19 protein-coding genes are annotated in these 24,069 nt (G+C 71.0%); 12 read left to right on the top strand and 7 right to left on the bottom strand.

Annotated features, from left to right (window positions below; translation table 11 throughout):
- Nucleotides 1–24 precede the first annotated feature (24 nt).
- The gene (locus KI385_RS36295) at nucleotides 25–426 is read left to right on the top strand and encodes a DnaJ family domain-containing protein (RefSeq protein WP_238576280.1); all 402 of its coding nucleotides are present in this window, start codon (nucleotides 25–27) and stop codon (nucleotides 424–426) included.
- Between the two features lie 9 nt (nucleotides 427–435).
- Here KI385_RS36295 and KI385_RS36290 read toward each other — a convergent pair whose 3' ends face one another.
- Nucleotides 436–1,713: a DUF4185 domain-containing protein gene (locus tag KI385_RS36290; protein WP_238576279.1), complete on the bottom strand. Its 1,278-nt coding sequence runs from the start codon at nucleotides 1,711–1,713 to the stop codon at nucleotides 436–438.
- A 268-nt stretch (nucleotides 1,714–1,981) separates the two neighbouring features.
- On the opposite strand from KI385_RS36290, the gene mutA reads away from it, so the two are divergent.
- The 4 genes from mutA to KI385_RS36270 all read left to right on the top strand — a co-directional run bounded on the left by mutA (nucleotide 1,982) and on the right by KI385_RS36270 (nucleotide 7,675).
- A complete protein-coding gene (gene mutA / locus KI385_RS36285) occupies nucleotides 1,982–3,865 on the top strand; it encodes a methylmalonyl-CoA mutase small subunit (protein WP_238576278.1) in 1,884 nt (627 codons plus the stop codon).
- Nucleotides 3,865–6,138 carry a methylmalonyl-CoA mutase gene (scpA, locus tag KI385_RS36280; protein WP_238576277.1) on the top strand — a complete coding sequence of 758 codons (2,274 nt, stop codon included), beginning with the start codon at nucleotides 3,865–3,867 and terminating at the stop codon, nucleotides 6,136–6,138. The genes mutA and scpA overlap by 1 nt, the downstream gene beginning before the upstream one ends.
- Nucleotides 6,139–6,151: 13 nt before the next feature.
- The gene (gene meaB, locus KI385_RS36275) at nucleotides 6,152–7,159 is read left to right on the top strand and encodes a methylmalonyl Co-A mutase-associated GTPase MeaB (protein WP_238576276.1); all 1,008 of its coding nucleotides are present in this window, start codon (nucleotides 6,152–6,154) and stop codon (nucleotides 7,157–7,159) included.
- 150 nt (nucleotides 7,160–7,309) lie between these two features.
- A complete protein-coding gene (locus KI385_RS36270; protein ID WP_238576275.1) occupies nucleotides 7,310–7,675 on the top strand; it encodes a coenzyme f390 synthetase in 366 nt (121 codons plus the stop codon).
- A gap of 33 nt (nucleotides 7,676–7,708) precedes the next feature.
- On the opposite strand, the gene KI385_RS36265 is transcribed toward KI385_RS36270, so the two are convergent.
- Together KI385_RS36265 and KI385_RS36260 are read right to left on the bottom strand one after the other, a co-directional pair.
- Nucleotides 7,709–8,611: a LysR family transcriptional regulator gene (locus KI385_RS36265; protein ID WP_238576274.1), complete on the bottom strand. Its 903-nt coding sequence runs from the start codon at nucleotides 8,609–8,611 to the stop codon at nucleotides 7,709–7,711.
- A 111-nt stretch (nucleotides 8,612–8,722) separates the two neighbouring features.
- Nucleotides 8,723–9,226, bottom strand: a complete 504-nt coding sequence (locus tag KI385_RS36260; RefSeq protein ID WP_238576273.1) for an ATP-binding protein — start codon at nucleotides 9,224–9,226, stop codon at nucleotides 8,723–8,725.
- Between the two features lie 195 nt (nucleotides 9,227–9,421).
- On the opposite strand from KI385_RS36260, the gene KI385_RS36255 reads away from it, so the two are divergent.
- Both KI385_RS36255 and KI385_RS36250 read left to right on the top strand, forming a co-directional pair.
- Complete coding sequence (locus KI385_RS36255; RefSeq protein WP_238576272.1) at nucleotides 9,422–9,664, top strand: DUF397 domain-containing protein; 243 nt, start codon at nucleotides 9,422–9,424, stop codon at nucleotides 9,662–9,664.
- A 91-nt stretch (nucleotides 9,665–9,755) separates the two neighbouring features.
- Entirely contained in the window at nucleotides 9,756–10,664 is a 909-nt protein-coding gene (locus tag KI385_RS36250; RefSeq protein WP_238576271.1) for a helix-turn-helix domain-containing protein, read from the top strand.
- Between the two features lie 112 nt (nucleotides 10,665–10,776).
- Here KI385_RS36250 and KI385_RS36245 read toward each other — a convergent pair whose 3' ends face one another.
- The 3 genes from KI385_RS36245 to KI385_RS36235 form a co-directional block, all read right to left on the bottom strand.
- Nucleotides 10,777–11,592 (bottom strand): SAM-dependent methyltransferase, encoded by an 816-nt coding sequence (locus tag KI385_RS36245; RefSeq protein WP_238576270.1) that lies wholly within the window; start codon nucleotides 11,590–11,592, stop codon nucleotides 10,777–10,779.
- Between the two features lie 285 nt (nucleotides 11,593–11,877).
- Complete coding sequence (locus KI385_RS36240; protein WP_238576269.1) at nucleotides 11,878–16,605, bottom strand: caspase family protein; 4,728 nt, start codon at nucleotides 16,603–16,605, stop codon at nucleotides 11,878–11,880.
- Entirely contained in the window at nucleotides 16,602–17,576 is a 975-nt protein-coding gene (locus KI385_RS36235) for an antibiotic ABC transporter ATP-binding protein (RefSeq protein WP_238576268.1), read from the bottom strand. Before KI385_RS36235 ends, KI385_RS36240 begins: the two co-directional genes overlap by 4 nt.
- 289 nt (nucleotides 17,577–17,865) lie before the next feature.
- Here KI385_RS36235 and KI385_RS36230 point away from each other — a divergent pair, with 289 nt between their 5' ends.
- From KI385_RS36230 to KI385_RS36220, 3 genes are all read left to right on the top strand, one after another.
- Nucleotides 17,866–18,579 carry an ABC transporter ATP-binding protein gene (locus tag KI385_RS36230; protein ID WP_238576267.1) on the top strand — a complete coding sequence of 238 codons (714 nt, stop codon included), beginning with the start codon at nucleotides 17,866–17,868 and terminating at the stop codon, nucleotides 18,577–18,579.
- 89 nt (nucleotides 18,580–18,668) lie between these two features.
- The gene (locus tag KI385_RS36225) at nucleotides 18,669–19,316 is read left to right on the top strand and encodes a TetR/AcrR family transcriptional regulator (protein WP_238576266.1); all 648 of its coding nucleotides are present in this window, start codon (nucleotides 18,669–18,671) and stop codon (nucleotides 19,314–19,316) included.
- Nucleotides 19,317–19,382: 66 nt separating this feature from the next.
- The gene (locus KI385_RS36220) at nucleotides 19,383–20,264 is read left to right on the top strand and encodes a class I SAM-dependent methyltransferase (protein ID WP_238576265.1); all 882 of its coding nucleotides are present in this window, start codon (nucleotides 19,383–19,385) and stop codon (nucleotides 20,262–20,264) included.
- Nucleotides 20,265–20,312: 48 nt separating this feature from the next.
- On the opposite strand, the gene KI385_RS36215 is transcribed toward KI385_RS36220, so the two are convergent.
- A complete protein-coding gene (locus KI385_RS36215) occupies nucleotides 20,313–20,786 on the bottom strand; it encodes a DUF6314 family protein (protein WP_238576264.1) in 474 nt (157 codons plus the stop codon).
- 232 nt (nucleotides 20,787–21,018) lie between these two features.
- Between KI385_RS36215 and KI385_RS36210 the strand changes: the two genes are divergently transcribed.
- Nucleotides 21,019–22,488, top strand: coding sequence for an aldehyde dehydrogenase family protein (locus KI385_RS36210; protein WP_238576263.1), 1,470 nt, complete (start codon nucleotides 21,019–21,021; stop codon nucleotides 22,486–22,488).
- Nucleotides 22,485–24,059 carry an APC family permease gene (locus KI385_RS36205; protein WP_238576262.1) on the top strand — a complete coding sequence of 525 codons (1,575 nt, stop codon included), beginning with the start codon at nucleotides 22,485–22,487 and terminating at the stop codon, nucleotides 24,057–24,059. The genes KI385_RS36210 and KI385_RS36205 overlap by 4 nt, the downstream gene beginning before the upstream one ends.
- The last annotated feature ends 10 nt before the right edge of the window (nucleotides 24,060–24,069 follow it).

Here is a 24,069-nt window from a genome sequence, read left to right as displayed (position 1 = left end):
CCTGAACCTCGGGAGACTCACACGATGACCGAGCGCAAACCACCCGGTGTCGACTTCGAGACCTGGGTCGACAGGCAGATCCGTGAGGCGGCGGAGCGCGGCGACTTCGCCAACCTCCCCGGCATCGGCAAGCCCCTCGCCCACCTCGACCAGCCGTACGACGAGCTGTGGTGGGTCAAGGACAAGATGAGCCGGGAGCACCTCTCCTACCTGCCGCCGAGCCTGGCCCTCCGCAAGGAGGCCGAGGACGCGCTGGAGAAAGCGACCGACGCCCCCTCCGAAGCGGCGCTGCGCCGTATTCTGACGGCGGTCAACGAACGGATCCGCGCGGCGCTCCGTACGCCGCTCGAAGGCCCGCCGCTCAATCTCGTACCGTTCGACATCGACGAGATCGCCCGTAAGTGGCGGGAACGGCACGCGAGTTGAGATGCCCCGTCAGCTCCCCGTGGGCGCCGTCCGTACGCGCACGAAGCGCGGCCGGTAGAGGTCCACATCCCCGTTGAGCCGGGGGTCGGCCGGGACACCGGGCGGGCCGAGCCAATTGATGTCGTAGCTGAGCAGCAGCTCCCCGTCCGCGGTGAATTCCGGGTGCGCCTGGGGGTTGTAGGCGGCGACGTACCGCGGGTCGGCGGCGGGCGGGCGGGGCGGTGCGATGCGGCCGTTCGGACCGTGCCAGGGGCCTTGGGGTGAGCAGGCCCAGTAGCTGGTGATCGTCCGCATCCCGGCCGTGCCGCCTCCCCCGGTGTCCATGGTGAACAGCATCCAGGTGGAGCCCTCCCGTACGACGGTGAAGGCGCTGCCGACGCCGCGCCGACCGCCGGCCCGCAGCACCGGCCGGGCCCGGTCGGGGCGGGGCTGCCAGTGGGTGCCGTCCCAGAAGCGCCAGCCGCCACGGTCCGCGAGCCGCCCGGCCGGGACCCGTGCCACAAAGGCGCTGGACGACGGTGACGACGGCGGGTCGTCACCGCCGAAGACATAGCTCCAGCCGCCGTCCCGGACCGCCGCCGCCCCGTACAGCACACGCCGGCCCGGGTCCGCGACGGCTGCCCGGCCCACGGTCTCCTGGATGCCCTCCAGGCGCAGGCCGGGGAGCGAAAGCGTGGCGACCTCGGTGCTGTGCGGCACCCCGAAGATCCACGGCCCGGTTCCCGGGGTGCGGTTCCACAGCAGTACGCGGACGACCTTCTCGTGCGCGCCGGGCGTACGGGGCTCCACGCTCGCGCGGACCGGCCAGCGCCAGCCGCCGCCCGGCGGGTCGGGGAAGAACGGGCCGGGGGCGGCTCCGGTGCCCCCGGTCAGGGTGCGCTCCAGACGGCCCGAACGGGACATCACCACCGCGGAGTTGTGCCGCAGGAAGGGGGTGCCGCCGCTGTCGGCGGTGCGCCAACGGTGCTGCTCCCCCTGCGGGTTGGGCGGTGGCTGGATCCGGTCGAGGAAGGTGTCGGAGAAGAGCCAGAGCGTACGGCCGTCGGGGAGGCGCACCGAGTGGGTGCCGTCGCCGCCGGTCCAGTCGTCCACCCGGGTGTTGTCGTTGCCGTAGCGGGCGAATTCCGCGGTATGCCGGGAATCGGTCGACCAGGAGGCGATCCGGCGCCCGGTGCAGTGCGCCGCGCGGTCCGGGGCGGCGGCTCGCGGCAGCGCCCACACGAGTGCGGCGGCGGCCAGGAGCAGGGCGGCGACGATGGTGGTGCGGATGCTCGGCGCCTTGGACATCGCGCTCCTCTGAGGGTCCCCCCTGCTCCTTAAGAGCTTGGGGGAGGGTGCCGAGCCCACCGTACAGATCCGGCCGGACCGCCCCGGGGAGCCGCGTCCCGCACGTAAGGAGACGTCTCCGCTCGATCCGGGCAACCCGCCCCACCTGCACCTCTGTCCCCTGTCCCCCCACACCGCACGGATAGGAACATCCATGAGCGGTCAACGAGTGCAACGTCACAGCTGGAGCCCCTGCTCCAGCTAACGGTCGTTCGCCTAGCCTGCTGCCATGACCGCCGAGTCCCCCGAACTCCCCCTGGCCGCCGCATTCCCGGACGCCGACCGAGAGCAGTGGCAGCGCCTCGTCGAAGGCGTGCTGCGCAAATCGGGCGTCACGCAGGCGACGGGTGCCGCCGCCGAGGATGCGCTCGCCACCGATCTCCAGGACGCGATCCGCATCCGCCCGCTGTACACCGCCGAGGACGGTCCCGCCGCCCTGGGCCACCCAGGGTTCCCGCCCTTCGTACGGGCCGGCCGGCCCGAGGGCACGGCCGTCGCCGGCTGGGACGTACGCCAGCGCCATGTCCACTCCGATCCTCGGCGCGCCAATGAAGCGGTCCTGGCCGATCTGGAGAACGGCGTCACCTCGGTCTGGCTGACCGTCGGGGACGGCGGGGTACCGGTCGCCGGTCTCGAAGCGACGCTCCAGGGCGTCTATCTGGACCTGGCCGCGGTGGTCCTCGACGCGGGCGCCGATTTCACCCCGGCCGCCGAGGAGTTGCTGCGGCTGTACACCGCGTCCGGCGCGCCGCTGAGCGAGGCCGTCGGCAGCCTGGGCGCCGACCCGCTCGGTCTGCTGGCCCGGACGGGCGACGATGCCAAGCTGCGCATCCAGTTGGAGGCGGCCGCCCGGCTGGCCGGGCGCTGCACCGCCGAGGCCCCCGGGATGCGGGCGCTGGCGGTCGACGCACTGCCGTACCACGAGGCGGGCGGCTCGGCCGCCGAGGAGCTGGGTACCTCACTCGCCACCGGTGTCGCCTATTTGCGGCAGCTGACCGGGGCGGGTCTGTCCGTCGACGACGCCTGCCGGCAGCTGGAGTTCCGCTATGCCGCCACCGCGGACCAGTTCCTGACCATCGCCAAGCTGCGCGCGGCGCGCCGGCTGTGGGCGCGGGTCGCGGAGGTGTGCGGCGCCTCGCCCGCCGCGTCCGCGCAGCGCCAGCACGCGGTCACCTCCACGGTGATGATGACCCGTCGGGACCCGTGGGTGAACATGCTGCGCACCACGGTGGCCGGGCTGTCCGCGGGCGTGGGCGGCGCGGACGCGGTGACGGTGCTGCCGTTCGACGCGGCGCTCGGCCTGTCCGACGCGTTCGCCCGCCGGATCGCCCGTAACACCCAGTCCGTGCTGCTGGAGGAGTCGCATCTGTCGAAGGTGATCGACCCGGCGGGCGGCTCCTGGTACGTGGAGAGCCTCACCGACGAACTGGCCCGGGCGGCCTGGGCGTTCTTCCAGGAGATCGAGGGCGCGGGCGGCCAGGCCGCGGCGCTGCGCTCCGGAATGCTCGGCGAGCGCCTGGCACGCACCTGGGCGCGCCGGACCGAGGAGCTGGCGCACCGCCGTGAACCGATCACCGGCGTCAGCGAGTTCCCGCATCTCGCCGAGCCGCCGGTGCACCGCGAGCCGGCCCCGGCGCCGGTCGGCGGAGGGCTGCCGCGGGTGCGCAGGGACGATGCGTACGAACAGCTGCGGTCGCGCTCCGATGCGCATCTGGCGGCGACCGGGGACCGTCCGAAGGTCTTTATGGCCACGCTGGGCCCGGTCGCCGCGTACACGGCGCGGCTGGCGTTCGCGGCCAATCTGTTCCAGGCGGGCGGCGTCGAGACGGTTCAGGAACCCGCGTCGGTGGACGCGGAGTCGGTGGCCGAGGCGTTCGCCCGCAGTGGCGCCCGGATCGCCTGTCTGTGTTCGAGCGATGCGGTGTACGGCGAGCAGGCGGCGGCCGTGGCGGCCGCGCTGAAGTCGGCGGGCGCGCTGCGGGTGCTGCTGGCCGGCAAGCCGGGCGAGCACCGCGAGGAATTCGTGGCGGCCGGTGTGGACGGCTTCGTCCACGCGGGCTGCGATGCGGTCGAGGCGCTGTCCTCGGCCCTGGATGTCATGGAGGTGGCGTGATGGAGGAGACGACGGAACAGGCGGGCGCCCTCGGCGGGCCGCCGTCGGGCATCGCGGCGCCGACAGGCGCCATCCCGGACTTCAGCACGATCGAGCTGGGGGACGCGGTCACGGCGGATGCCGCGAGCGCCGGCGGGGAGTGGGCCGCCGCCGTACAGCAGGCGACCGGCAAGGGCGTTGCCGATCTGACGTGGGAGACGCCGGAGGGCATCGACGTCAAGCCGCTGTACACCGAGGAGGACCTCAAGGGTCTGGACTTCCTGGGGACGTACCCGGGGATCACGCCGTATCTGCGCGGCCCGTACCCGACGATGTACGTCAACCAGCCCTGGACGATCCGGCAGTACGCCGGCTTCTCCACCGCCGAGGAGTCCAACGCCTTCTACCGGCGCAATCTCGCCGCCGGCCAGAAGGGCCTGTCGGTCGCCTTCGACCTGCCCACGCACCGCGGCTACGACAGCGACCACCCGCGCGTCACCGGCGATGTCGGCATGGCGGGCGTGGCCATCGACTCGATCTACGACATGCGGCAGCTCTTCGAGGGCATCCCGCTGGACAAGATGACCGTGTCGATGACGATGAACGGCGCGGTGCTTCCGGTGCTGGCGCTGTACATCGTGGCCGCCGAGGAGCAGGGCGTACCGCCCGAGAAGCTGGCCGGGACCATTCAGAACGACATCCTCAAGGAGTTCATGGTCCGCAACACGTACATCTATCCGCCGCAGCCCTCGATGCGGATCATCTCCGACATCTTCGCGTACACCTCGCAGAAGATGCCGCGCTACAACTCCATCTCGATCTCCGGCTATCACATCCAGGAGGCGGGCGCGACGGCCGATCTGGAGCTGGCGTACACCCTCGCCGACGGGGTGGAGTATCTGCGCGCGGGCATGGCGGCCGGTATGGACGTGGACTCCTTCGCCCCTCGCCTCTCCTTCTTCTGGGCGATCGGCATGAACTTCTTCATGGAGATCGCCAAGCTGCGGGCGGCCCGGCTGCTGTGGGCGCGGCTGGTGCAGCGCTTCGAGCCGAAGAACCCCAAGTCCCTGTCGCTGCGCACCCATTCGCAGACCTCGGGCTGGTCGCTGACCGCGCAGGACGTGTTCAACAATGTGACGCGTACGTGTGTGGAGGCGATGGCCGCCACCCAGGGCCACACCCAGTCGCTGCACACCAACGCCCTCGACGAGGCGCTCGCCCTGCCGACCGACTTCTCGGCCCGTATCGCCCGTAACACCCAGCTGTTCCTTCAGCAGGAGTCGGGCACCTGCCGGGTCATCGACCCGTGGGGCGGCAGCGCGTACATCGAGAAGCTCACCCACGATCTGGCGCAGCGGGCCTGGCAGCACATCGAGGAGGTCGAGGCGGCCGGCGGTATGGCCAAGGCCATCGACGCGGGCATCCCCAAGCTGCGTGTCGAGGAGGCCGCGGCCCGTACCCAGGCGCGGATCGACTCGGGGCGGCAGGCGCTGATCGGCGTCAACAAGTACCGCGTGGAGACCGACGAGGAGATCGAGGTCCTCAAGGTCGACAACTCCGCGGTGCGCGCCCAGCAGATCGAGAAGCTCAAGCGGCTGCGCGCGGAGCGCGACGAGGACGCCTGCCAGGACGCGCTGCGGGCGCTGACCGAGGCGGCCAAGTCCGGTCCCGGCGAGGGGCTGGAGGGCAATCTGCTGGCGCTGGCGGTGAACGCCGCGCGGGCGATGGCGACCGTCGGTGAGATCTCGGACGCCCTGGAGTCGGTCTACGGGCGGCACTCCGGCCAGATCCGTACGATCTCCGGTGTGTACCGAGACGAAGCGGGCCCCTCCTCCGGTGTCGAGCGCACCCGGGATCTGGTGGCCGAGTTCGAGCGCGCCGAGGGGCGCCGGCCGCGGATCCTGGTGGCCAAGATGGGCCAGGACGGCCATGACCGCGGCCAGAAGGTGATCGCCACGGCCTTTGCCGACCTGGGCTTCGACGTCGATGTCGGCCCGCTGTTCCAGACGCCGGCCGAGGTGGCCCGCCAGGCGGTCGAGGCGGACGTCCATATCGTCGGGGTGTCCTCGCTGGCGGCCGGCCATCTGACGCTGGTGCCCGCGCTGCGGGAGGCGCTGGCCGCGGAGGAGCGGGAGGACATCACGATCGTGGTGGGCGGGGTGATCCCGCCTCAGGATGTCCAGCCGCTGCGCGACATGGGCGCCGCCGCGGTCTTCCTGCCCGGCACGGTCATCCCCGATGCCGCCCACGACCTGGTGCAGGACCTGGCGTCGGTCCTCGGCCACGAGCTGTGAGCCGGTGCCGTTGATGCCACCGAGGATCGATGTCGCACGGTACGCCGAGGGTGTCCGCGCGGGCTCCAGGGCCTGGATCGCCCGCGCCGTCACCCTGGTCGAGTCCACCCGCCCCGACCACCGGGCGGCGGCCCAGCAGTTGCTGATCGAGCTGCTGCCGTACTCCGGCTCGGCCCGCAGAGTGGGCATCAGCGGGGTGCCGGGCGTCGGCAAGTCGACCTTCATCGACGCGCTCGGCACGCTGCTGACCGGTGCCGGACACCGGGTGGCGGTGCTCGCCGTCGACCCGTCCTCCAGCCGTACCGGCGGCTCCATCCTGGGTGACAAGACCCGGATGGAGCGGCTGGCGACCGACCCTGCGGCGTTCGTCCGCCCCTCCCCCACGTCCGGCACACTGGGCGGGGTGGCACGGGCCACCCGCGAGTCCATCGTGGTGATGGAGGCCGCGGGCTATGACGTCGTGCTGGTGGAGACGGTCGGTGTCGGCCAGTCCGAGACCACCGTGGCCAACATGGTCGACACCTTCCTGCTGCTGACCCTGGCGCGCACCGGCGACCAGCTGCAGGGCATCAAGAAGGGCGTACTGGAGCTGGCGGACCTGGTCTCCGTCAACAAGGCCGACGGTCCGCACGAGCGGGACGCCCGCTCGGCGGCCCGCGAACTGGCCGGCGCGCTGCGGCTGTTGCAGCCGCCGGACGCGGCCTGGACACCCCCCGTACTGACCTGTAGCGCCCGTGAGGGCACGGGTCTGAAGGGGGTGTGGGAGCGGATCGAGCAGCACCGCACTCTGCTGGAGTCCACCGGGGCGCTGGCCGAGCGGCGCCGCACCCAGCAGGTCGACTGGACCTGGTCGATGGTGCGCGAACGGCTGATCGACCGCCTCCAGGAGCACCCGGAGGTCCGCCGGCTGGGCCCCGATGTCGAGCGTGCGGTGCGCGACGGCGAGCTCACCGCGACGCTCGCGGCCGAGCGCCTGCTCGCGGCGTTCGGCCTGGCGGACGGCGCGCCGGACACCGCCTAGGGTTCCCGGCCGGGGCGCACCCGGCCGGGCCCCGTCCCGTATGCGTACGGGATACTCACCCGCGGACCTGAGTAGCCGCACTCATGACGCCCCCGCGCCCGGCCCCGAGTATGTCGATGACTGTACGGGCGGGCCGATTTCAGCATCTTCATGGGGGCCACCATCAATCCGCAGGACGTCGCACACGGGCTGTACGAGAACAATCCGCTGGCCGAGCTGATCGAGGGATTCTGCCTGGCGCCGGCCGCGGGCGGCGATCTGGAGTCCCGGCCGGTCGTCCATGTCCAGTTGCGGCGCGCGGCGCGGCTGACGGCCGTCGAGGCCGACCGGCTGGCCAAGGCCTGCCAGCACGGCGTGCTGCGTCAACTGGCCACCGGCAGCCGGGACTGCTCCGGCACGACCTGCGAGGACCCCTCGGCCCACGAGATCGCGATCGCCCTGCATCCTTACGGCACGGGCCCGTTCGCCGATGCCTCGTCGATCAGGAACACCTATCCGCGGCACGGGGACGGCTGACGGCGAGCCGACGTCGGCGCTCGCCGACGTCAACTACTTCTCCTGATATGGGCGTTGGGCTCGCTCCGCAAAGTGGGCGACGGCCATGTCGCGGAACCGCGCGGCGGCCGCGGAGAGATAGCCGTCCTCGCGCCGGACCAGGCTCAGGGTCCGTACGCAGTCGGGAGTGTCGAGGTGCAGCCAGGCGAGCGGCACCTTCGACAGGTCGGCGCGGGCGAGCGAGGGCATCAGGCCGACGCCGAGGCCGGCGGCGACCAGGAAGTGTGTGGCGCCCGGTTCGTCGCCCTCGCAGGAGATGACCGGACGGCGTCCGATCGACGCGAACAGCCGATCCAGCAGGGACCGTTGCCAGTGCCCTGGGCGGGTGGAGATGAACGGTTCCTCGGCGACGTCGGCCACCGTGACCCGGCCCCGTCCGGTCAGCGGATGACCGGTCGGCACGACCAGCAGCACCTCTTCGTGCAGCAGCCGCACCGCGCCGAGCCCCGCCCCGGACAGCGGCTGGGAGGCGATACAGAAGTCCACCTCCCTGGCACGGAGTTGATCCAGCATCGCGTCGGGGGTGGACTGGAAGCAGCGGACGGCGACGCCGGGGTGGGCGGCGCGGAATCCGGCCAGCAGCTCCGTGAAGGGCAGCAGGGTCTCGGCGGCGAAGGCGACACTGCCGTCGTCGAGTCCGGCGGCGTCGGCGACTTCCCTCCGGGCGTCGTCGAGTTCGTTCAGCGCGCGCTCGACCCGGGTCAGGAATGCGGCGCCGTAGCGGTTGAGCCGGATGGCGCGGCCCCGCCGGTCGAAGAGCGGCACGCCCAGTTCGGCCTCCAGCCGGGCGATGGTCCGGCTCACCGAGGGCTGGGCCACCCGTAGTTCCTCGGCGGCCCGGCTGATGTGTTCACGGCGCGCGACCGCCCGGAAGTAGCGCAGGGACAGCAGATCCATCGGCTTCTCGGGCTTCCCGGTCGGTTGACGTCGACCCGGGAATCGTCACATACGGCAGCCCCGCCCCCTTCGCCGGTGGCGGGCCCGCGCCCCGTGCGTACGGTGCCGGCCTCAGCCGCCCGTCGAAACCGTCGCCCAGACCGTCTTTCCCGAGTGGTCCGGTGTCCAGCCCCAGGCGTCGCTCAGCCGGTCGACTATCTGCAGCCCGCGCCCGGATTCGGCCAGCGCGTCAAGGGGCTTGACGACGGGGGCGCCGGCGCCGGTGTCCGAGACCGCGCACAGCACGGTGGTGTCCTGCCGGGTCAGGGCGAGCCAGGCGGGACCCAGGGCAGCGGGTGCACTCGGGGCGTCGTCCTCCTCAGCGGGCTCGATGCCGTAACGCAGGGCGTTGCTGACGAGTTCGGAGACGACCAGCGCCGCGTCCTCGGCGACATCGGCGCACATCTTCCAGCCCCGGAGGGTCGCCCGGGTGAAATTGCGGGCCTCCGCCACGGTGCACGCCGAGCTGCTGAGGGCGCAGGCGGCGAAGTCGTCGGGACCGGGCATCCACCAGGCGTCCTCACCCGGTTCGTCCCGAAGGCTGTGGTGCACGGTCTCTGCCGGATGTGTGGTCATCAACATCTCCGCGAGGGCGATTTCGGGGCTGGGCCGGGCTGCCTCGGAGAGTTAATATCCTCGTCAGCCGTCTCTTGCTGCAAGTGCATCTGCAATTACATCAGTAAGGACGGCCGCACAGGGGCTCGTTCACGCCAATGTGATCGCGGGCTCGGGATCGGTCGGAGGGTGTCCTCCAGCAAGGGAGCAGCTGTTATGGAGTCGGTGACCAACGGCATGCAGGCGACCAGCATCGAAGGCGTCATCTGGCGCAAGAGCCGCCGCAGCAATCCCAGCGGCAACTGCGTTGAGCTGGCCGTTCTTTCGGACGGCGGGGTGGCGGTACGCAACTCCCGGTTCGCCGAGGGGCCCGCGCTGATCTACACCCGCGACGAGATGGTGGCCTTCGTCCAAGGCGCCAAGGACGGCGACTTCGACGACCTCATCGCCCACAACTGACGCATATGTCGATCGGATAGTCGCCGCGGCTGTACCTACACTGGAGCCAATGGGACACTGGGCGTTCGCCCGACCACTCAGGGGAGTCAGCATGAGCGCCGCGCAGCCGAGCAGCGAACCTTCTCTGCGCCGCTATCTCGATCACCCGCGAGGCGGCCCGACCGTTCTGCGCATCGTGCTGGGCACGCAACTCCGCCGGCTGCGCGAAGCGGCGGGCATCACCCGTGAGGCCGCCGGCGATGCCATCCGCGGATCGCATGCGAAGATCAGCCGCCTGGAACTCGGCCGGGTGAGCTGCAAGGAGCGGGACGTCGCCGATCTGCTGACGCTCTACAACGTCACGGACGAGGCAGCCCGCTCCGACTTCCTCAAGCTGGCCGGCCGGACCAGCACACCCGGCTGGTGGCATCAGTACGGCGATGTGCTGCCGGGCTGGTTCGAGACGCATATCGGCCTCGAAGAAGCCGCGTCCGTGATCCGCACATACGAAGTCCAGTTCGTGCCGGGCCTGTTGCAGACGGCCGAGTACGCCCGTGCGGTGGCGCAGCTCGGCCATCCGCGGTCCACGCCCGAGGAGATCGAGCGGCGGGTGCAGCTGCGCGTACAGCGTCAGGAGCTGCTCACCCTCCAGGACGCGCCGCGGCTGTGGGCCGTGATCGACGAGGCGTCGCTGCGCCGACCGCTCGGCGGACCGGAGGTGATGGCGGGTCAGCTCAGACATCTGCTGAAGATGGCCGAACTCCCCAATGTCACGCTGCAGATCGCACCGTTCAGCCTCGGTGGCCTGGCGGCGGCCGGTGGGCCGATCACGATTCTGCGGTTCCTCGAACCGGATCTGCCGGACATCGTTTATCTGGAGCAGCTGACCAGCGCGCTCTATCTGGACAAGCGCGATGATGTCGATCATTACCTCGCGGTGATGGACCGGCTCAGCGCACAGTCCGAGTCGCCGCGCGAGTCCATGGCGATCCTGGAGCGGCTGCTCAAGCAGGAGAGCTGACGCGCGCAAGGCGCGTCACGAACAAGGGCGGTAGGGAGGCCGAGAGAGACAGGCACCCGGTGGGCGCCCGTCCGTCTCCATGTCGTCGTGTCCGGCTGCGGCCGCGGATCCGTTACAGCTTGCGGGCGACGCCGCCGTACTCGATCCACTCCTTGGTGAGCTGCCTGGGGCCGATGTCGGCATCCGGCTTCCAGGTGGAGACCTCCACCAGACCGGGCTCCTGGACCTCCAGCCCCTCCAGGAAACCGGCGAGCTCATGCGCCTGCCGTACCCGGCCCCACTGGCCGTGGGTGCTGACCCGCATGAATTCGGTAACGAAGTCCCGGGTCGCGGCATCCTCGCTGACCAGCTGGCACACCACCAGGAAGCTGCCGGGCACCAGCCGGTCGGCGACCCGCTTGATCAGACCGGCCGGGTCGTCCGAGTCCGGGATGCAGTGGAGTACGGAGACGAACAGGGCGGCCACGGGCCGGTCGAAGTCGATCAGCCGCTCGACCTCGGGGCTGGTGAAGATGCCGTCGGTGTCCCGCATGTCCGCCTGGATGACGGCGGTGTTGGTGTTCTCCTCCAGCAGCGCGCGGCCGTGGGCGAGCACGATGGGGTCGTTGTCGACGTACACCACACGGGACTGCGGGTCGACCCGCTGCGCGACCTGGTGGACGTTGTCCTGGGTCGGCAGGCCTGATCCATGGTCGATGAACTGCCGGATGCCGTGTTCGGTGGCCAGCCAGCGGACCACCCGCTGCAGGAAGCGCCGGTTGTTGATCGCCAGCACCTGGGTGCTCGGGACGACCTTGCTCAGCTCGTCGCAGGCCTCGCGGTCGACGGCGTAGTTGTCCTTGCCGCCGAGGTAGTAGTCGTACATCCGCGCAACGCTCGGGATGCTGACATCGACAGCGCTGGACTGCGGGGGTATCTCTTGGCTCATTCCACACTTTCCCGTCGCTTCGACAGCCCTCAGTCATGGCGCAGCGGCGATCACTCCGTAGGGGGACGACTACGCCACGCAGTCCCCAACATACCCACCGAATGACAGTTGTTGCAGACGAGCGGCAGGGTCCCTTGCGCAAAGTTGGCGATGTTCCGTCAGTGCCGGCCATAAACCCAACAGGCGCACGAATCAAGGGTGTTCCACCGGACCGATGAGGGTCGGGGTGTCGGCCATCGCCACCGTGGTCATCATGGCCGGGAATCGGCCCCTCAGGTGTGGCGATCAGGAGGAGCAGCCCAGTCTGCGGCGCCAGTCGGCTGTGAGCCGTGGCCGCAGCAGGACGACGCCTTGCTGCGTCCCGACGGCCATGTCGAAGCGGGGAAGGAGGACGAAGGAGGTGACGAGGGCGGGTAGTGGAGCGCTCCATACCCGCTCACAGCTGGGGAGATGACAGAGAACCACGCCGTGTTCATCGCTCACGGCGACCAGGGGTTCGCCGTTGGGGGCCTGGCCGGTCCACAGGATGCTGCGGCAGGGCATCGGAAGGCCCCGGGACTCCTCGGGCCGCTCGGGGTTCCAGACGCGCACCGGCATCAGGCCCCCGTCGTCGTTTCTCGAACAGTCCCCGTGGACGAGGAGGGGTGGTCCCGAGGGCTGATCGGCCCAGCGGAGATAGCGTCGGTGGTCCGCGCCCCGGCGGCCCTCCCGCCCGAACGCGCTGCCCGGCAGCTCGGAGCGTGACCGGACGTGGGTCAGCTGCGCGGTGGTCAGGTCGACGACCCGGACGTCGCCGGTACGCCCGGTCACCGCGATATAGCGAGCGCCGGACGGCGCGTGGTGCGGCACCATCAGGGTGGTCCGAGGCGGGAGGACCAGGGGCTCCTCCCGTACTTCCCTTTCCGCTGTGACGTTCCAGAGAAGGCCGCGGAACGGAACCTTGTCGTCGTACACCTGCCGATGGCCCTCCTCCGACGACGGGTCGGGGCCGGCGATCAGCAAGATGATCTCTCCTGTGGTGGTTGTGCACGCCGTCGAGGAATTCAGGAAGGGACCGCCCTGCATCCGCCACGGCACGGATGTCACCTGGTGCGGGGCATCAGGTGAGGACACCGTGGTGATCCGGCCGGCCGCCAGATCCCACATCAGCACGCTCACCTCGGGGCGGTTCTCGGTGGGCGGGAGGATATGTGCCGTGAAGCTGCTCCTGGGGCGATCGTCATGCACCTGGCCCAGGAGGGCGGTGCTTACCTCGTCGTTCGGTGAGAGCCGCTCCCACACGAGCCGTTCGAGCCGGGTGCTCCGCCCGTCCGTGGTGCTGGTGAAGTACTCCCTGGCCAGGATGTTCAGGTCTCCGGTCGGCCCCTCGGCAATGTCCTCCTCACCGGCGAAGCCCAGATAGTGAACCGGACGTGCGGAGATCCGGCTACTGTCGCCGGGGAATCGGTCAAGAGCCCCGGTGTCAACGGTACGAAGGGTGCCGCCCGTCTTGGCGATCACCTCGTCAGGTCTCGCCGACCAGGTCCTGACCAGTGCGGCCCCCACCAGATCGTCGTTGACCTCGCCCTCCCGCCGCGCGGCGTCCGCCCGGGGATGCAGCGACCGCCACAACCGTGCGGTCCCGTCATTACCGATGGCGAGTACGTCCAGGCTCTCGGCCGTCGATGAAGCGAGGAGGTGCACGACGCAGACGGCGCTCTCGTGCCCGAGCAGCGGCTCCGCCATCAACTCCCCGGTGAAGGCGTCCAGGACACGCACCTGACCCGAAAAGCCCGCGGCGACGGTCAGGAGACGTCCTTCGCTCACCTGCCGCAGCGTTCGGTACGTCATGAGATCGCTCGGGACGGGGGCGGGGACGGACCGATGTTGTCCGGTGGCCACCGACAGGAAGTGGATCCTGCCGAAATCGCCGCAGACGAGCCCCCCGTGTTCCTTGGTGTCCCCGACGAACTCCCAGTCCACGCCGGTCAGGAAGCCGTCCCACTTCGCGGAGGAGAGAGTGCTGCGCGATGCCACATCGAGGACGGTGAGCCGTCGGCCCCGTCCCGGCCCTTCCTCGGCGATCAGGGCCACCGGGTCACCGTCGAGTGTGGTGAGCGCCTTGAGTTCCGGACAGTGCAGTCCGGTCAACAAGGGCTCGACGGGGTCCTGTCCCTCCACGGGGTACAGCCGTACCTCGCCCCCCATGTGATCCGTGACCAGCAGCCATGCGCCGTGCCCTGGGAGATGGACCAGGGCACAGGTCACATGGGGCGTCCGGTCCGGCATCGGCGGGGCATCGGGGTCCTGCGGCTCCTGGGCGATCTCTACAAGGGTGTGCCCCTCGTAGGGGTCCCACAGGGTCACCCGTCCGTCGCCCGCACCCACCACGACAGGCGTCCGGTCGGACAGCAGGCCCGCATCGAGCAAGCGCGAGCAGCCGGTGCCCGGTATCTGCCGGACGAGCGAGGCCTCCGCCGCGTCCCACAGGCTCAGTGTGCCGTGTTCATCAAGGGTCACCGCCAGCGCACGGCCGTGATCGCCCGGCAGCCCGACGAGCCCCTTCACCTCCGCCACATGGGGCAGCACGGTCGTACGCGAGGGGTCGTCCACGTCCCATACGTGCACATCCAGTGTGTCCGGCGGAGCCGCCAGGACCAGCGTGCGTCCGCCCGGCGTGGTCAGTTCCCTGACGGTCCAGCCGGCCGAGATGGAGTTGGTGGAGTACGTCCCCGCCGTGTGCTGGCCGACGATGCGGTGCGGGGTCACCTGGCGCGGTTCGGCCCACAGCCGTTCCACGCTGGTCGAGTGCTCCAGGAACCGCCGCGCAAACCCCTGCGCCCCATGGGTCTCCGCCGCGAACGCCAGCTGTGCCGCCCGGTCGCCGCCCTGGGCGGTACCGCCCAGCATGTCGGCACACCGCTCGATGGTCATTGCCAGCATGGGGTTGCGCTCGGCGTGGCGTACCGCCGGCAGGAGCCGGGTGATGTCCGCCGACAGCACGAAGGCCGGGTCCTCGATCAGATCGTCGATGACTCCGGCGGCGGCCCCGTGTGTGGCGAGGTGCTCGCGTACGTACCGGGGCGCACGGGACCAGTCACGACGGCCCGGCGCACCCTGTGCACCCGGCGCATCCGGCACGACGCTCAGCAGCGTCTCGACGAAGCAATGCTGGATGTCGGTCAGATCGCGCAACTCCAGCGCCCGGCCCCTCAGGTGGTCCGTCAACTCCTGGTGATAGAGCCGGAAATGCTTGCGGCCATCGATGTCCGTGGCCGTGAGGTAGGAGCGGTCCTCCCTGACCAGGGTGTCGATGTCGGATTCGGTCAGGGGTATGCCGGAGAGGCGAGCGGCCACCCGGGCCCAGACGTCCGCGCGCGGCAGGCCGTACCCCTCGCCGAAGGCCAGACTGGTCAGCAACGGCTCGGCGAGCGCGCGGCGTTCGCGCGGCATCCGTTCCAGGTACTCCTCGAAGGCGCCGCCGACGTTGGAGGGGAGCCGGTCCGCCCAGCCGGGGGCCGTGACATCGACCGGTTCGCCCCGCTGCAGTGCGCTCGCGGTCATCCGCGCCACGAGGAAGCAGCGCCCGGCCCGCCGGGCCACCGCCTCCGCGATGGTGCGCGCGGTGCCGGGATCCTGTGCGTAGGGCGAGCCGGCATCGGCCAGGATGCGTTCCACGTAGTCGGCGCTGCTGGTGTCCTCCGCGTACTCGGCGGTGTCGAGGTCGATCACCGCGGCGTTCGCGCCGATGTGCAGCAGGAGTTCGCTGCGGGAGCCGACCACCAGGCGTACGCAGGGGAGCTCGCCGAGCGGGCGCAGCAGCTCCCAGGCGATCCGGCGGGCCTCCGCCTTGTCGCCCGCCGGTCCGGCCTCGTCGAGGGAGTCGACGACGATGCGGAACGGGTTCTGCCGCTCGGCGAGGGCGGCCAGCAGATCGGCGGGGGCCGTCGCCGTGACATCGGCGGCCGCGGCAAGGCGCCCGACCATCGCCTCCAGCGTCTGGTGCCGCGCGTTGACCGACACATCGATACGGTGCGCGGACCGCGCCGTACCGCCCTCCAGGACCAGCCGTCCCAGCACCGCCGATTTGCCCGATCCGGGCGCCGCGGTGACGACCAGGGCGCTGCGGCCGCCCGGACCGCTGAGGTGGGCGCGCAGGACGTCGAGCGCGTGTGCCCGGCCCGTGAAGTAGAAGCCGGGATCGTGGACGTACTCGACGCCGCGGCCGCGCGGGTCGAAGTGGGAGGCCAGGTCCGAGGCGTCGAAACCGGTGCGGCCGTCGCCGGCGCTCGTGGCGCCGGGTTCGTGGAACGGGTTGGCGAAGAAGGGCAGTTGGGCCGTGAGGTCGGTGCCGGAGCAGTTGGCGCGCTGGCGCAGCCCGTCGCGCACAAAGCCCTGGTTGATCCGGCCGGTCAGCTTCTCCAGGGAGAGATATCTCTGTGACGGCCCGTCACCTTGGCCCTGCGCACGGACCAGTTCGACGACGAAGGCGCCGTCGCCGGCCCGGTCACGGTGACGGGCGGACGAGAGCACCCAGGTGCCCGCCCCGGTGGCCTCCCCGCGCGGGCGCACCGCGGCGAAGTCGTCGGCCACGGCACCGATGTCCTGGGCGCCGGAGCCCGCCTGGCAGGCGTCGATGATGAACAGGACATTGCGCACCGGGGACGACGCGAGCGAGGACGCGAGGTTCGCCGGCGAGAGCCAGCTCCGGGCGCGGGCGGGGTCGCTGTCGTGGCAGGCGAGCCGGTAGGGGCCCACGGGCGGCGGCTCGCCGTGGCCCGCGTAGTAGAGGACCACGATGTCGTCGGCCCGCAGCTCCGCGCCCGCGCACCAGTCGGCCAGCGCGTTCTCCAGGTCCTCCGCACGGGGTTCGTACGATACGGACATGAGCACCCGCTCGTATCCCATGCCGGTGAACAGCTCCACGATGCGCTCGACGTCGGCGTGTGCCTCGGGGAGTTCGTCCATCCGGTCGTAGCGCCGTGTACCGGCCGCGATCAGATAGCGCCGTGCTGCGGCGCCCGCCTCGGTCACCCGGCGCTACCGCCGTCCGCCGGCACCGGTTCGGCGTCCTGTCGTTCGGCGTCCTGTCGTTCGGCAGCGTCCGGCACTGCGCCGGACAGCCCGGCGGCGATCGCCCGCCCCGTCTCCACGGCCGTCAGATAGCGCGTCGCCTCGTGCATATGGCTGCCGTTGTGCACGGTCACGTCGGTGACACGGCTACCGAAGGCGGGACGCAGCTCGCGGACGACGGCGACGATGTCCGTCGCATCGGCGATATTGGTCCACCGCCGCAGCGCCCGTGGCCAGCGCGCCAGGCCGCCCGCCGCCGGCTCGGGGCGCAGTCGCGGCAGGACCAGTCCCCGCATGCCGAGCGGTGAGCCGAGCGTGACGAGCATATGGACGTCCCGACCGGTGCTCAGCGTCTCGTCGCAGAGGGTCTCGTAGGCGATGACCGAGCCGAGCGAGTGCGCGACGACCACCCGGGTTTCGGGGGTGATGCGGGCGGCCAGCCGCGCCTTCGCCCGCTCGCGGATGTCGTCGTCGGTGAGGTAGCCGACCAGCTGTTTGAGATCGCTGATCAGTACGCGGTCGAGCATGCCGGTGAGGAACTGCGCGCCGGTGAGGGCGTCCAGGGCGGCCCGCACCAGCTGCAGCCGCATCAGCTGGGAGCCCGCCCGGCCGGCCGGTCCGCGCCCGCCGCTCTCGTCGGGCGCGGGAACGCCCGGGTCCGTTCTGGCGGCCTGGGCCCACCACTCCATGAGCAGCGCGTATTCCTCGTCGCTCTCGACATCCGACGCGTCGAACGATTCTGACGGCCCCGCGCGGCCGCCCCGCGGCCGGAAGAGGTCACCGTAGAACGCGATGGCCACGTCCTCCGGTTCCGGCACCGGCGCCCGCGCCAGCCGGACTCCGCCGCGCAGTTCCGGTACGAGGTCGCGGGCGAGGGAGTCCTCGCTCAGATACTGCTTGCCCACCCCGTGCACAAAGACGACCTTGGCCATCGCCGCTCCCCCACTCCGTCCCCGAACGGACCGTCACCCTATCCTCGCCGTCCGGAGCGCTCCCGTCCGCGCTTCGACCCATGAGGCCCGCACCCCGGCCCGCCCCGCCGCATTCTCATCGCTCTCTCACCCGGCGCTTATCACCCCGTCACACCACGTCCCTACGGTCGCCGCAGGCTCGTCGTCCGCCCGCCGTCCGCCCCGGAACGGACCGGACGGTGTCGGTACGGGCCTCGTACGACAGCCGTCCGGCGCGCGCCCGGCCGACGGAGCCAGAGGAGAGTGCACCGTGTACCACCTGACCGGCGTGACCAAGTGCTACCGGAGCGGCCGGCAGGAAGAGGACGTGGTGCGGGCCCTGGACGGGGTCGGGCTCTATGTGGAGGACGGGGGCGGCCTGGCCGTCCAGGGGCCGGCCGGGGCGGGGAAGTCGACGCTGCTGCGGATCCTCTGCGGGCTGGAGCGGCCGACCCGGGGCAGCGTCGAGCTCGACGGTACGGATCTGGCCACGGTGACCGAGTGCCGGCTCGCGCGGATACGTGCCGAGTCGATCGGCACGGTACTCGGCGAGGATGAGCTCACGCCGGGGCTCACCGCCCGGCAGAACGTGGCGGGTGCCCTCGTACCGCTGCGGCTGCGCCCGGCCGACTGCTGGGAGCTGGCCGGAGAGGCCTTGGAGGAGGTCGGGCTGAGCGACCAACAGGGCTTGCTTCCCGGTGAGTTGGACGAAGGCGCGCGGCGGCGGGTCGCGCTGGCGCGGGCGCTGGTGAAGCGGCCCACGGTGCTGCTGGCGGATCAGCCGACCGCCGGTCTGGACGCCGACGCCCGCGAGGGCGTTGCGGATCTGTTCGCGCGGCTGTGGAGCGAGCGCCGGCTCAGCTGCATCGTGGCCACGGAGGACGAGGCGCTGGCCCGGCGGGCGCCCCGGCTCGCGACACTGTCGGCGGGGAGGGTGACGGCCATCGCCCGCTGCGCGGGCCGAGACGCGGACCGCCACCACTGACCATGCCGCTCACCACGTCGCCCACCGCGACACAGACCTTACTTTTCAGTAAACTTACTGACCAGTAAGGTTAAGGTAGGCTGGCGTGGATGAATGACACACGCAGGCGACGCGTCCCCCGGGCCCTCCGGGAGCAACAGATCATCGACGCGGCGATACGGGTCTTCGCCAAGCGCGGCTATCACGCCGCGTCGGTCGACGAGATCGCGGAACTCGCCGGAATCTCCAAGCCGATGATCTATCTCTATCTCGACTCCAAGGAAGGACTGTTCATCGCCTGTCTGCGGCGCGAGGCCGCGCGCCTGGTGGCCGCGTTCCAGGATGCCGCGGGGCATGCGCCCTCACCCGAACTACGGCTGCGGGCCGGGCTGCTCGCGTTCTTCACCTTTGTCACCGAGCACCGCGACAGCTGGGTGGTGCTGCACCGGCAGGCCGCGGAGCTGAGCCCGGCGATCGCGGCGGAGCTGACACAGGCGCGGCGGGCGGTGATGGCGGAGGTCGCCGGGCTGGTCCGGGTCGGCATCGTGGAGAGCGGCGGGCCCGCCCAAGCCGGCGAGCAGGAGGCCGACTTCGTGACCTACGCCCTGGTCGGCGCGGCGGACTCACTCACCGACTGGATGGCCAAGCACCCCGACGAACCGCCGGAGCGGATCACCCTGCGGCTGATGAACATGGTGTGGGTCGGGATGCGCAACGTCCTGGGCGGCGAGGTGTGGGCGCCGGCCGAGGACGGCTAGCCGGCGCCCAAGAGCCGCCTCATCACCTACTGGTGGGCTCACCCGGCCGGCCGGTAGAAGGGACGGATGACCACACAGAAGAGTGAGGCACCGCCGACCGCCGCACAGCAGCAGCCCAGCACCGAGGAGATGGTCCGGGCCAACCAGGCGAACTGGGACGCCCGTACCCCGGTCCATGTGGCCAGCGAGTTCTACGGCCTGGACGGCTCCCGAAGTGCCGAGGACTGGTTCGCACCGTTCGAATGGACGGATCTCGGCGATCTGACGGGGCGGGACGTGCTGCATCTGCAGTGTCATCTGGGCACCGAGACGGCCGCGTTCGCCGCGCGGGGCGCCGCGCACACCGTGGGGCTGGACTTCTCCGCCGCGGCGGTCGCGGAGGCGCGGCGGCTCGCCGGCGAGGCCGGCCGGGACATGGAGTTCGTCCGGTCGGATGTGCACCGGGCCGTGGCGGCGCTGGGCGGCCGCCGGTTCGATGTGATCTACACGGGCAAGGGGGCGCTGTGCTATCTGCCGGACCTGACCGCCTGGGCGGAGATAGTCAGCTCACTGCTGCGGCCCGGCGGGACGTTCTATCTGGTGGAGTTCCATCCGCTGCTCGACGCCCTGGGGCCGACACCGAGCCCGGACCGGCAGCAACTCCGGCTGCATCATGACTACTTAGCGGGACGCGGCGCCATCAGGAGCGACACGCCCTGCACATACACCGACGGCCCGCCGGTGCGGGGCGCCACGACCAGTTACGAGTGGCGGCACGGCCTCGGGGAGGTCATCTCCGCCGTGATCGGCGCGGGGCTGACCGTCGAACTGGTGCGGGAGACCGAGCTGCTGCCCTGGAAACGGTTCGATTCCATGGTGCCGTCGGAGAACGGCTGGTGGCGTCTGCCGCCGTCCGAGCCGATCATTCCACTGCTGTACGCCCTGCGGGCGGTGAAGGCGCGGGGATGAGCGGAAAGAGGTGACGGCGAAGGGCTGAGCGCCCGCTCGGCACCGCGCTCACCCCCGGCGGTACACCGAACACAGCAGCTGATCCTTCGCCGGCCCGGTGACCCGCCACCGCAGATGCCATGCGTCCGCCGCGACGGCGATGAAGGTCCCCTCGTACCGGTCCTCGGAGCAGGGGTGGACGGCGGTCCACCGGCCGGTGCGGAGGTCGAGATCGTGGAAGGGCCGGCCGTCGGCGAAGTCGATCTCGGCGGTGCCGTCCGGCCGGGGCCGCAGCCGCAGTGTGCGGTGCGCCGGGTACACCGTGCCGCCCCAGGTCAGCCGGCCCTCCTCCACGTGCAGCAGCGCATCCCCCGCCGCGTCGGGCCGGAACTCGGCGGTGCCGCGGAAGCTGCCCTCGGAGCCGGCCCGCAGGTCGTACACGGTGCGCTCAATGCTCCAACGGCCGGCCAGATACCCCGCCACATCGGGGACCGGGTACGGCGCCGGCTGTCGCGCCGGCTCTGGCACTGGCTCAAGGGGCATCCCCCCATTCTCCCGCCGCCCAGCGCCCCTCACCCCATCGGCCCCACCCGGCGCCGCAGGCCTCTCCCCCGGCCCCTCGTACCGTGCGGACCCGCATCACCCGTCTTACTCTCGGTGCAGTGATCGTCACCGAGGTCCGCACGGCGGGCCGGCCGGCTGCCGTACGCCGTCGGCCGGGGCGCCGCGCCCGCCGCTGCCGCCTCGTACGAGCCCGGAGACCGGAGGCACCACCATGCCGGAGCTGTTCATCGGCGGTCAGTGGACCGCAGCGGCCGACGGGCAGGTGCGTGAGATCCGCTGCCCCGCGGACGGCACGCTGGTCGCGACCGTCGACGAGGGCGGGCCGAAGGACGCGGTGGCGGCGATCACCGCTGCCCGGCTGGCATTCGACGACGGCCCCTGGCCGCGCACACCGGCCGCCGAGCGCGGCCGTCTGGTGCTGCGCGTCGCCGAACTGCTGGAGCGCGACAAGGACCTGCTGGCCAGGGCCGAGTCCCTGGACACCGGGAAGCGGCTGGTCGAGAGCGCGTACGACATGGACGACATCGCCGGCTGCTTCCGCTACTTCGGCAACCTCGGCGCGGCCGGCGGCACGGACCGGGTGGTGGACACCGGCGTCGCGGAGACGGACAGCTCGGTACGGCACGAGCCGGTCGGCGTCTGTGCGCTGATCACGCCGTGGAACTACCCCCTGCTGCAGACCGCCTGGAAGGTCGCCCCCGCCCTGGTCACCGGCAACACCTTCATCCTGAAGCCGAGCGAGCTGACCCCGCACACCGCCATCCACCTCATGCGGCTGCTGGCCGAGGCCGGGCTGCCGGCCGGCGTCGGCAATCTGGTGCTGGGCACCGGCCCGATGGTCGGCGCGCTGCTGACCGAGGACCCGCGGGTGGACATGGTGTCGTTCACCGGCGGTCTGCTCACCGGCCGGCGGATCATGGCCGCGGCGGCGCCCACGGTGAAGAAGATCGCCCTGGAACTGGGGGGCAAGAACCCGAACATCGTCTTCGCGGACGCCGACTTCGACACCGCCGTCGACTACGCCCTGATGGCGGTCTTTCTGCACTCCGGGCAGGTCTGCTCGGCGGGCGCCCGGCTGCTCGTCCAGGACGAGCTGCACGATGCGTTCGTCGACGAGCTGGTCTCCCGCGCCCAGCGGATCCGGCTCGGCGGGCCGTTCGACGAGCATGCCCGTACCGGCCCGCTGATCTCCGCCGAGCACCGCGCAAAGGTCGAGGCGTATGTGGCGGCCGGGCTCGACGAGGGTGCCGTACTGCTCTGCGGCGGCTCGGCGCCGGACGACCCGTCGCTGTCGAACGGCTACTACTATCTGCCGACCGTGCTGGACGAGTGCACCCCGGACATGTCCGTGGTCCGCGACGAGTCGTTCGGCCCGGTGCTGACCGTCGAGCGGTTCCGCGACGAGGACGAGGCGGTCTCGCTCGCCAACGACACGGTGTACGGGCTGGCCGGGGCGGTGTGGACGCAGGACAGCGAGCGCGCCCACCGGGTCGCCACCCGTCTGCGGGCCGGGACGGTGTGGATCAACGACTTCCATCCCTATGTGCCGCAGGCGGAGTGGGGCGGCATGAAGCAGTCCGGCGTCGGGCGGGAGCTGGGTCCTGCGGGGCTGGCCGAGTACCAGGAGGCCAAGCATGTCTGGCGCAATACCGCGCCACGTCCGCAGAGGTGGTTCGAGTGACCGAACCCGAGCCCCGCCGCCCCGGTACCCGGGCCGATGGCTCGCACGACGACGATTCGCTCGCCGAACTCGGCTACAAGCCCGAACTCAAGCGCACCCTGGGCAACTTCCACACCTTTGCCGCCGGCATCAGCTATATCTCCATCCTCACCGGCACCTTCCAGCTGTTCTACTTCGGTATCGCCCACGGCGGCCCGGCGTACTGGTGGTCCTGGCCGATGGTCTTCCTCGGCCAGCTGATGGTGGCGCTGTGCTTCTGCGAACTGGCCGCCCGCTACCCGGTGGCCGGGTCGATCTACAACTGGGCCAAGAAGCTCGGCGGCCCGCACATCGGCTGGCTCGGCGGCTGGATGATGCTGACCGCCACAATGGTCTCGCTGTCCGCGGTGGCGCTGGCGTACCAGGTGACGCTGCCGCAGATCTCGTCGTGGTTCCAGTTCATCGGCGACGGCACCGGCAAGTCCGCGGCCGCCAACGCCGTACTGCTCGGCACCGTCCTCGTCGCCTTCACCACCCTGGTCAACGCCTTCGGCGTCAAGCTGATGGCCCGGATCAACTCGGCGGGTGTGGCGATCGAGCTGATCGCCGCCGTCGTCCTGGTCATTCTCCTCGCCGCTCACGTCACCCGCGGCCCCGGCGCGCTGACCGACACCTTCGGCCTGGGCAAGGGCGAGAGCCTCGGCTACTTCGGTGCGTTCCTGACCGCGTCACTGGCCTCGGCGTACGTCATGTACGGCTTCGACACGGCCTCGTCACTCGGCGAGGAGTCCAAGGACCCCGGCCGCAACGCCCCCCGCGCGATCCTGCGCGCGCTGGTCGCGTCCTTCGTCATCGGCGGGCTGATCCTGCTCTTCGCGCTGCTCTCCGTACCCGATCTGCACGCCGAAGAGCTGTCCGTGGACGGTCTGCAGTACGTCGTGCTCGCCACTCTCGGCTCGACGATCGGGCAGATCGTGCTCTGGTGTGTGGTGATCGCGATCACCGTGTGCGAGCTGGCGGTGCACACCGCCGGGATCCGGCTGGCGTTCGCGATGGCCCGGGACAACAATCTGCCGGCCTCCTCGCTGCTCGCCAAGGTCAGCCCGCGCTTCCAGACTCCGGTGCTGCCCGCCGTCGTCATCGGCCTGGTGGCGGTCGGCATCCTGGTCATCAACGTCAATCAGCCGCAGATCTTCTCGGTGATCACCAGCATCGCGATCATCATGATCTATCTGGCGTATCTGGCGGTCACCCTGCCGATGCTGGTCCAGCGGCTGCGCGGGAACTGGACCCCGCTCAAGGGGAAGTTCTCGCTCGGCAGATTCGGCCTCCCGGTGAACATCCTCGCCGTGCTCTGGGGCTTCGGGATGTCCCTCAACCTCGCCTGGCCGCGCGCCGCGGTCTACAACGCGACCGGCCCACAGCACTGGTATCTGCGCTGGGGCGCCTTCCTGTTCATCGGAGTCGTGGCCATCGGCGGCTTCGCCTACTACTGGTTCGTCCAGCGCAAGCGCACGGGCGTCCTGGCCATGCACGCCGCCGCCGGCCCCGACACCGATTCTTCGGGCACCCCCGGCGCCCCCACCCCTTGACCTGGAGACG

The sequence above is a fragment of the Streptomyces inhibens genome, assembly GCF_022221585.1.
GTDB classification, from domain to species: domain Bacteria; phylum Actinomycetota; class Actinomycetes; order Streptomycetales; family Streptomycetaceae; genus Streptomyces; species Streptomyces inhibens.
This window is presented reverse-complemented; position numbering and strand designations above follow the sequence as displayed.

Excerpts from the sequence above, each read along its gene's own strand:
- scpA (WP_238576277.1), top strand. The coding sequence starts at position 3,865 with ATGGAGGAGACGACGGAACAGGCGGGCGCCCTCGGCGGGCCGCCGTCG.
- KI385_RS36235 (WP_238576268.1), bottom strand. The coding sequence starts at position 17,576 with ATGGCCAAGGTCGTCTTTGTGCACGGGGTGGGCAAGCAGTATCTGAGC.
- KI385_RS36260 (WP_238576273.1), bottom strand. The coding sequence starts at position 9,226 with ATGACCACACATCCGGCAGAGACCGTGCACCACAGCCTTCGGGACGAA.
- mutA (WP_238576278.1), top strand. The coding sequence starts at position 1,982 with ATGACCGCCGAGTCCCCCGAACTCCCCCTGGCCGCCGCATTCCCGGAC.
- KI385_RS36245 (WP_238576270.1), bottom strand. The coding sequence starts at position 11,592 with ATGAGCCAAGAGATACCCCCGCAGTCCAGCGCTGTCGATGTCAGCATC.
- KI385_RS36220 (WP_238576265.1), top strand. The coding sequence starts at position 19,383 with ATGACCACACAGAAGAGTGAGGCACCGCCGACCGCCGCACAGCAGCAG.
- meaB (WP_238576276.1), top strand. The coding sequence starts at position 6,152 with ATGCCACCGAGGATCGATGTCGCACGGTACGCCGAGGGTGTCCGCGCG.
- KI385_RS36290 (WP_238576279.1), bottom strand. The coding sequence starts at position 1,713 with ATGTCCAAGGCGCCGAGCATCCGCACCACCATCGTCGCCGCCCTGCTC.
- KI385_RS36270 (WP_238576275.1), top strand. The coding sequence starts at position 7,310 with ATGGGGGCCACCATCAATCCGCAGGACGTCGCACACGGGCTGTACGAG.
- KI385_RS36250 (WP_238576271.1), top strand. The coding sequence starts at position 9,756 with ATGAGCGCCGCGCAGCCGAGCAGCGAACCTTCTCTGCGCCGCTATCTC.
- KI385_RS36225 (WP_238576266.1), top strand. The coding sequence starts at position 18,669 with ATGAATGACACACGCAGGCGACGCGTCCCCCGGGCCCTCCGGGAGCAA.
- KI385_RS36215 (WP_238576264.1), bottom strand. The coding sequence starts at position 20,786 with ATGCCCCTTGAGCCAGTGCCAGAGCCGGCGCGACAGCCGGCGCCGTAC.
- KI385_RS36255 (WP_238576272.1), top strand. The coding sequence starts at position 9,422 with ATGGAGTCGGTGACCAACGGCATGCAGGCGACCAGCATCGAAGGCGTC.
- KI385_RS36265 (WP_238576274.1), bottom strand. The coding sequence starts at position 8,611 with ATGGATCTGCTGTCCCTGCGCTACTTCCGGGCGGTCGCGCGCCGTGAA.
- KI385_RS36210 (WP_238576263.1), top strand. The coding sequence starts at position 21,019 with ATGCCGGAGCTGTTCATCGGCGGTCAGTGGACCGCAGCGGCCGACGGG.
- KI385_RS36295 (WP_238576280.1), top strand. The coding sequence starts at position 25 with ATGACCGAGCGCAAACCACCCGGTGTCGACTTCGAGACCTGGGTCGAC.